Source organism: Spirosoma profusum (genome assembly GCF_014699005.1).
In the GTDB taxonomy this organism is placed as follows: Bacteria; Bacteroidota; Bacteroidia; order Cytophagales; family Spirosomataceae; genus Spirosoma; species Spirosoma profusum.
Map to the genome: position 1 here is coordinate 1 of NZ_JACWZY010000006.1, position 12,682 is coordinate 12,682.

Sequence of the window (12,682 nt, forward strand, 5' to 3'; positions counted from 1 at the left end):
GACATAGATTTGCAGGGATTATAATATAAGATTGATGACAGCCCGGCACCCGAATTGATGCCGGGTTTTGTTTTTAGTGGAGGTGAACATCCTTCGTGCGTCCGGCGCTTCGCCACGCGTCCAGATCCTTACGTCGGTAGGAAATGATATTGCCCACTTTCTCGTAGGGCAAGCCTCGACGCCGGTATTGAAGCATTGTTCGTTTTTCGACGCCCAACAGTTTAGCCGCATCCTCTTCGTAGAGCCGACTATTGGATAGTTGGTCAGTGGCTTCAGTAAGCGCCTTTTCCGTTCGCTCCAACGTGTCAGCCAGTCGGGTTAACAGTACGTGGTCAGTCACAACCACGTACTGTATTTGGGGCGTATTCATATCATTTATGGGTTAGGCTGTAGCGTTTGGGATAGCTAGAAAGGCAGTTTCGCTGGTCGTAGGAGCTGATTTGTGCGCAGCATCCCACTTTTTACGAATGGCTTCAACACCTTTTGGGGTCACGAATAATTGCGGATACGATTCTTCCTTACCACCCCGATTAAAGGTTTTCTGACGAACCTTAAACCAGCCTAAATCGACATATTGCTGATAGGGTTGGTTATGGCCACGCTGGTAGAAGAAAATGTTCTGTTCGCGCAGGAAGTCGAATAGGCGATTCTGGCCCGTACCGATCATTTTGGCAGCCTCAGCGACCGTATACGTGCCTTCCGCGTTCATGGTGCGGTCGTACTGTTCGACTTTAGGCTGTGCGGCTTCAATCTGTAGCTGCTGTTCCTGCGTTACCCGGAGCTGATCGAGGTAAGCTTGCAGGGCTTCGATGTGATTCTGTGGGAGGTAGTACTGCGAAGTAACTATCTGTTGAGGTTGCCGAATGAGTTTGGCAATTTGTTCGTCACACCAAATTTCAAAGTCAACATCCAGCCATTGAGCTAGCTTCAAAATCAGCTTTTCGTGTATCCAGGTTGAGCCACCACCACCTTCACCACCTTTACGGCTGATAATCAACGAAACGGGATTTTCTCGGTTCGCTCCATTTAGCGCATTGACGTAGCGAATGGTTGTAGTTAGGCGCATCCAATCGTTTGCCTGTTTGCCGAACGGCTTACACATAGCCGTTGCATTGGCGTAGACATGACCATCGATCAGTTCAAACTCAACGTCAAAACCTTGATAGTTAAACACTTGTAGCTGATTCATGGCTTAGTTGTTGAAGTAGGTAGCAACTCGTTTCTGAAACCAAGCCAATTCAGTAGCAGACACTTTTGTGCTGCCTGACAACCTCGCCCGAAAAGCGACCGGGGAAACCTCGTAATGTTTGCAGAAGGCTTTTTGCTCGATTTTCCTTTCTGCCGAATTCAACCGCTTGTACTCAAATCGAAACGTTTGTGTATTTTTTTGTACATCTTCGATTGAAGTGTCTTGCATTGTGATTGCAGTTGACATAGATTTGCTTGCTATCGTTCGTAAGTGATAGCAAACTTACTTAGTAATTCTAAGTAAAGCAAATTTATCTGCACAATTTTTTAGAATTTCTAAGTAAATGGAAATAGAGACACTTAGTATGACTTTAGGCCAAAAGCTAAAAGACCTAAGAAATAGCCTGAAATCGACTGATAAAAAGTGGACTATGGAGTTTGTTGCTCGTAGCGTAGGCGTTTCAAGTGGTGCTATTTCTCAATACGAGGGCGATTTATCAGTACCAGGAAATGATGTCTTACTTAGTATAGCTAAGTTGTATGGTGTTGGTGTAAATGAATTGATTGATCCTGACGAAACACCTTCCACAGAAACCTATAAAAAGAAGAAACAGCGTTGGAATGGAGATACAGTAAGTCCATTACTGCCCTATGAAAAAACCAAACTATACCTGGCCAACTTACCTGATAAAGAGGCGGAGTTGTATATACCTTTTTATGATGTAGAAGTTACGGCTGGTAACCTTCAGTTATATTTTGATGATGTAGAGGAAACGCCAGAAGGATACGTCTACGCTCCACAATATAGAGGCTGCATTATGTGCCACGTAAAGGGCGATTCGATGTACGACCGAATTTACCCAGGCGCACGACTTTACGTTCAGCAGCTACCTAATAAGAAGTACATTGACTTCGGACAGATATATCTAGTCGTCCTAGATGGGTATCGACTCCTGAAGTATATACAACCTCACCCGACCGATGAGACAAAAGTTCGTCTCGTTTCCCACAATCAGCAGTATCATTTTTGGGATGTTGAGCGGGTGGACATATTGAACCTGTTTTTAGTGAAGGGGTACGAGAATCAAAATGCTATGTAAAACTAATAAATGTAATTATGAAAGGAATTGGTTTTATTGATGAAAATCCTGAGCCTGAGCCGCCTCTAGATACTAGACTTAAATATCAGCACCTTATTGATGCCCATAACTTAGCTTCACCATGCCCAAACGAGTGCAGTCCGGTCAATATGGTTGCCTACCGTTTCGTAAAGTCTGAAAATATAACACTAGATGATTTTTTGCCAACCGAAATAGAAGACAAGCAAAAACCTGGATATAATAGAAAGATAAAAAACCAGGCTGCTTTGTGTCATAATTGCGCTATTTCGCTGTATGACAATGCCGAAAAGGCCATTTATAAGCTAAACTATTTATCCGATCGCTTCGCCCATGCATTTGCGGGAAGACTTATTGCAATCGGTATGATTGATGAAACTGATGGACTGGCTTCTAAGTCTGATGAGTCGGGGCATTTCAGTTTTTACGAATACATTAATTCGGAAATTTACACTAATTTTGCTGTATTTACATACGCCGCGTAATGGTTGAGGAAAAGGTCACAATTAGCAAACTACCTTATCGTAACCTTACTAAGGTTATTGACCTAATCACTTTTGAGCGAACTATATTATCCCTTTTTACAAACGATAAAAATGAATATTTTCTTCTATACTTATATGATGTTTTAAGTGAGTATGATGAATATTTTTTTTGGAAGGTTAATTTATTGGATTTGTATAGTTTTTTATATAAACGGGTATCACTTAAAGAATTAATATTAATAGATACGAAAGAATTTGTATTCATTATTTACTCTGATTATCATATAATTGAAGATTTTAGTGATAGTGATAGCTATTTAAGGGTTGAGCAAATATTGTTAGGTGATATTTTAGATGACTGCCTACCCAAGTCTGATAGTTTTTGGGCTTATTCTATACCAAAACCTTTAATTTCAGTATTAGAAAAATTTTCTAGAGAAAACTACCTCGAAACGTTGCGCGAGAATTCTATATACTTTATTGTTGAGCCTAGTGATAGTCGCTTTTTGAATACAGTCAGCACGCTTGATATTACTGGATTCCTAACAAATTTAACTAGTTCTTACTTAGCCTTTGTGGAATATGACTTTTCAGAAAAATTCAGTGGTATTTTTAATGACACTGAAAGTTATGATAATTCTGTTACACTCTTAAAATCCACTATGCTCCCCCGGGTATCTGATACAAAATTTGGGAGTTTTGAGGTTGGGCTAAGCGTTGATTTTCAGTATCCGCTAATACAAGAAAATGACGAAATGGTTGCGTGGCAAAAAACAGCAATTGATGTTTATAAGGAGAAAGTGTTAGATTTAAATTACGAGTCTCCTGTTGAAATTAATGAGATTTTAGAGAGCTATCCATTAAATGTACGGCAAAGAATATTTAATCCTATTTATAATATCTCTACTAATCCAAGATATACAGTTAAGTCAACAAATAGGTTAAAGACCAAATTTGAGAATTTGCCGGTAATCGCAAAAGAAACAAAAAAAATTATCACACAAAATGATAACGATGAATTGTTTGAATTAGAACATGAAATACAACGGGAATTAACAAATGTGATACTGTCACTTCCCAAAGGCGGTAGTATTGGAGATTTAAATAAACGTGCATTTTTAAAAAGCATTCTTGCTGTCACTAAGAGTGAAATATCAGAATCGAAATATTCAGAACCATTTGATTACAGAACAAAGCATTTTAATTTCATTACACCTTTACCGATTTCGATTGCTGTAAGAGGGTTGGCTAATGTATTGTTTTGCGATATATTAGGGATTGAGGTTAACTCAACGGATAATCATGAGTTATATAGGAATTTTCATAAAGAAATTTATGAATATTATGTAACGAGAGTCATGAATAACCCTCGTTCACCAGAAGCAAAAATGTTTTACATATACATTGATGTTTCAGATATTGCCGAATTATAATTCTACCCATCCTCGCTCAGCGCGTCCATTGCTGAATCCAGCCACTCCTGATCCATATCACCAAAGTACATTTCAGTGGTCTTCATGTCGGTATGGCCGAGTAGTTCTTTGGCATCGAAATTCGTCACCACCCGTCCTTTGGCGTCGGTTTTGCCGTGTTTAATGGCCAGTCTTACTTTATCGGCAAAACTATGCCGGGCCGTGTGATTGGTCAGGCTAACCCCATCTGGCAACTGAATGCCAAATTCTTCGCACATCTCTTTCAGCCACCGATTCAATTGACACGTTACCGCATTGACGCGGGTTTTCAATCGCCAGTAGTCACCGGCTGGCATACCATGAATCTGCTGACGGGTCACGTACTTAAAAAACGGCTCATCGGGCCTTAGAAACGGAAGCAGGTAATCCTCTTTTTGCTTGCCTGTCTGCCAGACCCAATCCAGATGCTTTTGCAGGGGCTTGGATACCGGAATGGAGATCCATTTACCATTCTTCTGCATCTGGTAGCGTAACCGAATCGGTTTGCCCTCACTGTCGGTTTCGTACCAGCCGTAGCGGGAACGGATCAGATCGCCAATCCGCATGCCTGCCTGAAGGTTACAGGCCAGCCAGCACCACCGCGCCCAATCAGTCGGACGCTGGTAGAGCTGCTTACCGCTAACTCGTTTAAAGGCCAGATTAAACGGCTTTTCCTGTAAGACATGAATCGTCTCCAATGATAGTCTACCCTTACGGGCCTGCTTGACAATAATATTTTCCCATTCTAAAAACGGCGAAGCCGCAATGGATTCTTTTTTGGGAATATTGCGCAGGCGCTGCACGCGTTCGTAGAGTACCCGCAGGTTGGAGATGTAGGTGTTGATGGTAGCCGGCATCTTATCAATCGACAGCAAATGCTGCTTAAAGCGATTGATGAGGTCGGGCGTAATTTGTTCAATGCAGATTTCTTCACCCGCCCACCGGATAAAGTAATTGTACTGATACAGACGGGCAGACCTGGTTTGACTCGATAAATTAGTTTGATCAAAAATAGTTGGCAGAAAATCAACCAGCCGGTTCATGCTACTGGCTTCGTAGCGTTCTTTTGCCCGCTTGGGCGTCAACAGAGGATCTAGTTTGAGATAACTTTCAACCACTTCTTTGACCTGGTTATAAGCCGACATGATTTTATTATTCATATCGGCTTGATGTTGATGGGATTTGCGGACCCACTTACCCCAGTCCTTTTCGGGGTTCCAGTGTTTGGGAAGGATTTCAATGCTGGTCTGAATCCGGGCCGGTAACTGGCCTTTGCTGTGAAGGCGAATCATGACGTGGTGAATACCACGAGAATCCGGTTTGGCGGTTAGCTCTACATTGTAGGTCATAGCAAACGCAAGATAGCATTTACTGTAACATTAGTGTAACAAAACAAGAATCATTACTGCGTATACGGGAATTTAAAGGAGGTCAAATAAGCCCATAAATGGCAATATTGTAGTGAAAATGCGAAGAAGTGCGGTTTGCTTACGCTATGTCTTTACTTATTTGTAAGGTCAAGCATGAATCTGGTAAATATCCGGCAGTCAATTCAATATCTTTCTGGCTGAATGACGGAGGTTGGTCTAAAGCAATTAAACTGCAAAGTTAGCCTAAAAAAGAAAGCCAGACGCCCCATGCTCCTGGCTTTACGTTTCATGTAAAAAGTTGTTCCGTTACGTTGCCTTTTCTGGATGTCGATTGTGTCTACTACGTATTCGTGGACTCCCCAACAGACTGACTCGCTGGCTGGCGGATGACTACTCTTTCAAGGGCATCGATGTAGCTTTTACTGCTGGCGTTCAGCACCGGGATTTTGCGAAAATCGGCGTATTCGCGTAGGATTTCGTAGCCCAGAAATGTTTTGTGAAGCGATAAAAACTGACTTGCCATAGAAAATGTACGGGTACGATGAGCGTCGCTGTAAACGGGGGCAAAAGCGACGTCTTTCGGCTTATCATAGAAGTGAATTTGCTTGATTAGGAGCTGGTTACCTTCATCTACTCGAATTTGTTCGTGCCAGGACGTATCAGCGCCAAACAGAAAAATTTGCTCGAATTTCCGGTTAATCATCAGAAACAAAGCCGTAATCACAACGGTCTGTGCTTGTAGCATCCCGATATTGGCGCTGTATAACCAGTATCGGAACCATCTGAAACCACGTATCGGGGTGGAGTTAAAAAAAATCAGTTCGATACGTCGATTTTCCGCTTGAATTTTCTGAATGAAATAAGACCCTTTCGCAAAATTCGGTACGTAGAGTCGCATAGGCCAGTCGACCAGTTCGATGAGTGATTTCAGAATCTGGTGCAAGTCTTCGCGTCCGCTTGTGCTCGCATTGAACGTAAAACAGTTCGGGTCGGCTATGATGTAATTGGTTGGGCGCAAACGGGTAAAATAATCAGTCAACGCAAAGCCATTAACAACTACCAGTTCGGTTTCGAGCAGAAAATCGAGGTGATTGGTAAGTGAATCGTTGAGTGAAGGACCATTACCTAAAATCGAACATCGCGTTTTTTCCGGAGCTGGAAGGCGCACGCCCCACCGCGAACGTAGCAGCACTTTTGCCAGCGACAGTACCGACGCAAGTAGATTGGAAAAAAAAGCCGAAACGGCATTAAACGTAGTTTCAAGCATCAGCACAGACGCCCCAAAATGATGGCGTTCTTCTGCAAAATTAGTCACTTTTGTCATGCTAACGAAGGAAGCATCTCAAGGCATCTTTGTTCTCAAGCTATGACACTTTAAGATGCTTCGTGCCTCAGCATGACAAAAGCACTATCCAAAACACATGTTATAATGCCTTCTCGAAAATCAGTTTAGGAGACGTAACAGCGCCCAGATTTAGTTTGAAACGCATCAGACTCGGTTTAGGGCAGTGGTTGCTATCGAGCGATACACCCAGATCGAGCAGCCGGATTCCTTGTTGCTGGCAATACGTATATAACCCATCTGTAAGCATGACCATTGGACTAAACGTGCGATAGTTGGGGTGCGATGCTGGCATAAAATTGTAGAGAATGTCGTGACGTACCCGGACGGCTACGGTCAGAGCAGCCAAATTTGCTCCATCTGTAACTACGAATATGAGAAATTGATCGGGGAAATTTTGCAGTAATTCGGTCAGACGTTCAGGGCTGAGCGTTAGCCGATAGCCTTGTTGTTGCCGCGTTTCTCGCAGAAAATCAACGACTTCAGTGATGGATGGTCTTTTCCATTGACTAAATTGAAAATCGGCGTTTTGGCATTTATTCAGCCGACGACGTTGCTCGGGTTCGATGAGATTTACGAAATTCTGGTTACTGACTGGCAAAAAGAAATTCTGATTGGTTTCGACAACCCGAAAACCATGTCGAAATAGCTTCCTTGTCAACCGACGAGCCTGTCCGGGAGCGTAACAGTGCGGATAGTTGACCACCCGGAACGTAGTGGTCGCCGTTGCCCGAACCGATTCCGTAAGCGTATCTAAAAATTCATCCAGAATAGAATCAGGCAATTTTTCTGTGAACTCGATCGAGCCAAATGGAGCCGCACCAGGGCTAACCGCTTCGTTGGAGCGGACGAAAAAAGCACAGCGGGCATCGGCCTGTCGTGTGGTTTGATTTAGCGCCGTCAGCAGATGAAACTGGCCGTCCTGTTGCTGTTGTAGATGAGAAAGTTCGTTGAAGAAAAATCCAGATTCGCAGAATTCAGGAATGTCGGCCGATTGCGGCTTTTCCTGTAATAACATAGTATACGTTGCCATAGAATGAATACGACGAATGAACGGTCGGAAAGTAATGACATAACATCGGCCAGCGTTCTCGGATGAGTTCTTTTTGAAGCATTACTCAGTAACGTAACGGACTGACGGTGAGCGAATAAATGATTGGAAAGTGATGTATTTAACAGCTTACATTTTAGGCTATTCAACTAATTTTAGGGAACGTATTACTACGGTATTTTACTCGGCGCAAAGTCTGTGCCAGAAGCTTGTAAAGGTTAAATGCACCGGAGTAGAAGCAACGTATCAATAACAAAAAATCCCGCCAGGATTTTGATTCTGGCGGGATTTTGAAAATAGCTAAAGGCTAGTTAGTGACTATGTTTTCGTTTACACAACTGGTTGTAAACCAATTGAATAATCCCATCTTTTAGGCCCAGATCCGGAACAATGATGCGGCTGGCGCCCGCCCATTTCATCACTGAAATATAAATGTCGGCGGCTGGTACGATTACATCGGCGCGGTCGGCGTTCAGACGTAATTTATTGATGCGATCTTCCTGACTGAAACCTGAAATGTGATTCCGAATCCGTTCGATTTCGTCACGAGTGGTTTCTGATTCTGAAATTTTGGAAGCCAGATTGAACAATTTACTGATATTTCCGCCCGTACCGACAGCAATGATCTCCTGCGACGTATCGACATTATCCTCGACCCAGTCTTCTATTTTTCGCCAGGCGCCTTTGCTTTCTTTACCTTCGAGCAGACGTACCGAACCAATCTTAAACGATTTCGAATTGATTTTCTCCCGGTTCCGGTAAAAATTTAATTCGGTACTGCCGCCACCAACATCAATGTGGAGGTATTGACGGTCGTCGAGTGCCTGAACCACTACGTTATTAATCAGTTCCGCTTCTTTACGTCCGTCGATAATTTGAATTTTAATTCCTGTCGTAGCTTCGATGCGTTTTGCTACGTCGTGCCCGTTATCAGATTCGCGCATGGCCGACGTAGCGCAGGCCATATAACCCTCTACTTCATGCAGTTCCATCAAAAGCTTGTAAGCTTGCATGAGTTTTGTAGTACGTTCTTCGCTGGCTGGCGTAAGGGAACCGTAATTAAATACATCGTGGCCTAGCCGAAGCGGGAACCGCACATACTCAACGCGTTTAAAACTTACGGAATTGTCGTTGTGTAAGACCGTTGAGATTTGCAGCCGGGCTGCGTTGGAACCGATATCAATAGCTGCGATTTTCAAGGGCAAACGGCGCTGTAGCGCATTTTGAGTGGCTCAAAGGTACTTTTTTTGCCTTGATGCGCGAATCCGCACAGTCGATTAATTTGTATACGTCTGCTAATAACCAATGTCCCCAGGATTAGATGTTTCGCTGAAAATTATAGGTATTTTCCAACTATTACTGACTTTGTAGAATCAAATAGGTCTCATCAGCAATTATTTAGTACTAAAATTTAGCCGTACCCTACTGTTTGCTTGATTTTAGCTTTTATTATCATAAAACGCTTTATAGTAGAATTGATTAATGAATACGCGTACTCGATTTTACCGTTTTTTCTACTGGTCTTTTATCCCAATTACCCTAATCGCGCTCTTCGTTTTACTGGTCCAGCTAGTGTGGGGGACCGAGTCGGAAGTAATTACTGTTGTTTACAGTACGTTTAACTTACTCGCTGGTATTAGCCTCATCAGTCTGAGCGGCTACGTGTTCGTTTACGGGAAATCGTGGGCGCAGGGTGTTGTGTTGTCAGTAGTGAGCCTGCTGGTCAGCTGGGTCGTGCTGGAAGGCGTGTGCGGATTGATTCTGCGCTGGAAAGAAGGCCCTCCGATTTCAGCAGCAGGTTTTAAAAAGACTGGACCAGTTGCCACGAAGCAGACAAATTTTCAGCTCGTGCATTACGACAGCCTCGGAATGAGCCGCCCGGCACCGGGCGGCTATGAGATCAGTTACGCCGTTGATGGCCAACGATCGCCGGATGGTAAAAGTCACGTTATTCCGGTCAAGTACCACATCGACAGTTTATCCCGCCGGATAACGCCGTTTTCCAACACGCATCCAACGGGTAACTATGCCCTGTTTCTGGGATGCTCATTTACCTACGGAGAAGCCGTATCAGACACCAGCACGATTCCTTATTTCTACGGAAAACAGACGGGCGATCGCCCCTATAATTACGGTGTTTCGGGTCATTCGCCCGCGCACGCACTGGCTATTCTGCAAACGGTTAATCTTCGGAAAGAGATTACTGAGAAGACCGGGGTCGCTTTTTATACCTACATTGATGACCAACTGGCGCGGGTGACACCCAGTTCCAAATGGGCCTACAACTCGGGTGGTTACCTGCCTTCGGTGAATCCGGCCAGTCTGGTTGTCGACGGGACATATGCACAGCGGCATCCTGTCCGGCTTCGGCTGATCAACTGGATGTATAAAAGCAATATTGCGAAATTATTAAAACTTAATTTTCCCCGCCGATATACGACCGAACACTACCAGCACTTTGTTAATATTGTCCGCAAAATAGAGATTATTTACCGGAAGCAGTTAGGTAACAATAATTTCTACGTCGTTATTTTTCCGGCTTATCCGATGGACCCGGAGCTGCGTCGGTTGTTTGAGGAGGCCCACATAAAGCTGCTTGATTATTCGCATTTATTGGCCTGGAAGACAGCACCGGATGGGATGCATCCGGACGATGAAGCCTACCGGCGAGTCGCAATTAAACTGGCTGAAGACGTCAGTCACCGACACAAATGATGTTACATCTATTTGCCGATCAGTAAGTAGTTTGCTACGATTGATTAAAAAAAACAGTTACTTTTGTCCCCTTTGACGATTTTTGTTAATCCATGACCATATTAGGTATTTCTGCTTTTTATCACGATTCAGCGGCTGCGCTAATCGAAGATGGAAAAATTATCGCTGCTGCTCAGGAAGAGCGATTTACCCGCAAAAAACACGACCCGGGCTTCCCCACACAAGCTGTTAAATATTGTCTCCAATACAGTGGCGCTGATCTTAATAAATTAGACGCGATTGTCTTTTATGACAAGCCACTGCTCAAATTCGAGCGGCTATTGGAAACGTATTACGCCTTTGCGCCACAGGGACTGCGGTCTTTTTTAATGTCGATTCCTGTATGGCTGAAAGAAAAGCTGTTTCTGAAGCGACTCATCCGGGAAGAGCTGGAAAAGATTGGCTACAACAAGTCGAGCAAAGTCAAGCTGCTTTTCCCTGAGCATCACCTCTCGCACGGAGCTAGTGCTTTTTATCCATCTCCGTTCGAACGGGCTGCCATTCTGACCATCGATGGAGTAGGTGAGTGGGCCACGGCGTCGATTTGCCTGGGCGAAGGCAAAAATATTTCCATTCTGAAAGAACTGCGGTTTCCGCACTCGCTGGGCTTGTTGTATTCTGCCTTTACGTATTTCCTGGGTTTTCGGGTTAACTCGGGCGAATACAAACTGATGGGGTTGGCCCCTTATGGAGATCCAACGTCGCCGGATGTTAAGCGGTACATGGACCTGATTAAGGAAAAACTGGCCGATCTTCGTCCGGATGGTTCTGTGTGGCTGAATCAGGAATACTTCGATTATGCTACTGGCCTGAAAATGGTAGACGAAGCCAAATGGGCCGAACTGTTTGGTTTTCCAAAACGTCAGCCAGAAGATGAATTGCAGGCGCACCATTGTAATCTGGGGCTGGCGATTCAATACCTGACCGAAGAAGTAGTACTAAACATGGCCAGCGAAGCCAAACGCCTGACCAATGCCGATAATCTCGTGCTGGCTGGTGGCGTAGCGCTGAACTGCGTATCGAACGGAAAACTTCAGGCGGCTGGTTTGTTTAAAGATATTTTCATCCAGCCTGCTGCCGGTGATGCCGGTGGCGCGTTAGGCGCTGCTTTAGCGGCTTACCACATTTATTTTGGTAAAGAACGCGAAGTAACGAAAGAGCGCGATGCCATGCGGGGTTCATATCTGGGTCCGACGTTCTCCGACTTGGACGTAGAACTGATGGCTGTCAAGTACAAAGCCGTTTCGACGCATTACGATAATTTCGGTGATCTGGCTAAAGAGGCCGCACGCTTGCTGGCCGAAGGTAACGTAGTAGGTTGGGTGCAGGGACGCATGGAATTTGGCCCACGCGCACTTGGCGGACGTAGCATTCTGGGCGATCCACGTAACGCCGAGATGCAGAAAAAACTGAACCTGAAAATCAAGTATCGGGAATCGTTCCGTCCATTTGCGCCGTCGGTGCTGGCCGAAGATTGTGCCGAATATTTTGATTATGATGGTATCTCGCCGTATATGTTGCTGGTACATCCAGTAGCACAAAGTCGCCGGACACCCGTTCCCGCTGATTACGCCAGCTTCCCGCTACGTGAGAAGTTGTATTACCAGCGTTCCGACCTGCCGTCAATTACACACATCGACTATTCGGCTCGTATTCAGACGGTTCATAAAGACACCAATCCCCGTTATTACGAGCTGATCAGTTCGTTTAAAGATCTTACGGGATATGGCGTTATTGTAAATACCAGTTTCAACGTGCGTGGTGAACCGATTGTATCGACACCTGACGATGCGTACCGCTGCTTCATGCGTACCGAAATGGATTACCTGGTTGTAGGTAATTATATATTCGACAAACGCAAACAACCTGAGTGGCAGGACACAGATAACTGGAAAGAAGAATTTGTATTAGACTAATCGTCAC

General features: G+C 44.3%; 11 protein-coding genes. 5 read left to right on the plus strand and 6 right to left on the minus strand.

Translation table 11 applies throughout. The annotated features are described in order from the left end of the window. Positions 1 to 73 precede the first annotated feature (73 nt). Complete coding sequence (locus IC229_RS08990) at positions 74 to 370, minus strand: helix-turn-helix domain-containing protein (protein ID WP_190886634.1); 297 nt, start codon at positions 368 to 370, stop codon at positions 74 to 76. 12 nt (positions 371 to 382) lie between these two features. After that, positions 383 to 1,189: a phage antirepressor KilAC domain-containing protein gene (locus IC229_RS08995; protein ID WP_190886635.1), complete on the minus strand. Its 807-nt coding sequence runs from the start codon at positions 1,187 to 1,189 to the stop codon at positions 383 to 385. Positions 1,190 to 1,532: 343 nt separating this feature from the next. On the opposite strand from IC229_RS08995, the gene IC229_RS09000 reads away from it, so the two are divergent. Genes IC229_RS09000 through IC229_RS09010 form a run of 3 tightly spaced genes read left to right on the plus strand, consistent with a single transcriptional unit; the run spans position 1,533 to position 4,224 of the window. After that, positions 1,533 to 2,288 (plus strand): XRE family transcriptional regulator, encoded by a 756-nt coding sequence (locus IC229_RS09000; protein WP_190886636.1) that lies wholly within the window; start codon positions 1,533 to 1,535, stop codon positions 2,286 to 2,288. Between the two features lie 17 nt (positions 2,289 to 2,305). Continuing rightward, the gene (locus tag IC229_RS09005) at positions 2,306 to 2,791 is read left to right on the plus strand and encodes a hypothetical protein (RefSeq protein WP_190886637.1); all 486 of its coding nucleotides are present in this window, start codon (positions 2,306 to 2,308) and stop codon (positions 2,789 to 2,791) included. Further along, on the plus strand, positions 2,791 to 4,224 hold the full coding sequence (locus IC229_RS09010; RefSeq protein ID WP_190886638.1) for a hypothetical protein: 1,434 nt from the start codon (positions 2,791 to 2,793) through the stop codon (positions 4,222 to 4,224). The genes IC229_RS09005 and IC229_RS09010 overlap by 1 nt, the downstream gene beginning before the upstream one ends. 2 nt (positions 4,225 to 4,226) lie before the next feature. Here IC229_RS09010 and IC229_RS09015 read toward each other — a convergent pair whose 3' ends face one another. The 4 genes from IC229_RS09015 to IC229_RS09030 form a co-directional block, all read right to left on the minus strand. After that, the gene (locus IC229_RS09015; RefSeq protein WP_190886639.1) at positions 4,227 to 5,591 is read right to left on the minus strand and encodes a tyrosine-type recombinase/integrase; all 1,365 of its coding nucleotides are present in this window, start codon (positions 5,589 to 5,591) and stop codon (positions 4,227 to 4,229) included. 361 nt (positions 5,592 to 5,952) lie between these two features. Continuing rightward, a complete protein-coding gene (locus IC229_RS09020) occupies positions 5,953 to 6,936 on the minus strand; it encodes a hypothetical protein (RefSeq protein WP_223833930.1) in 984 nt (327 codons plus the stop codon). Positions 6,937 to 7,036: 100 nt separating this feature from the next. Further along, the gene (locus IC229_RS09025; protein WP_190886640.1) at positions 7,037 to 7,987 is read right to left on the minus strand and encodes a GNAT family N-acetyltransferase; all 951 of its coding nucleotides are present in this window, start codon (positions 7,985 to 7,987) and stop codon (positions 7,037 to 7,039) included. Positions 7,988 to 8,316: 329 nt separating this feature from the next. Then, a complete protein-coding gene (locus IC229_RS09030; RefSeq protein ID WP_190886641.1) occupies positions 8,317 to 9,204 on the minus strand; it encodes a Ppx/GppA phosphatase family protein in 888 nt (295 codons plus the stop codon). Between the two features lie 283 nt (positions 9,205 to 9,487). On the opposite strand from IC229_RS09030, the gene IC229_RS09035 reads away from it, so the two are divergent. Next, the gene (locus tag IC229_RS09035; protein ID WP_190886642.1) at positions 9,488 to 10,720 is read left to right on the plus strand and encodes a hypothetical protein; all 1,233 of its coding nucleotides are present in this window, start codon (positions 9,488 to 9,490) and stop codon (positions 10,718 to 10,720) included. A gap of 92 nt (positions 10,721 to 10,812) precedes the next feature. Continuing rightward, positions 10,813 to 12,675, plus strand: a complete 1,863-nt coding sequence (locus IC229_RS09040; protein ID WP_190886643.1) for a carbamoyltransferase family protein — start codon at positions 10,813 to 10,815, stop codon at positions 12,673 to 12,675. Positions 12,676 to 12,682 lie beyond the last annotated feature (7 nt).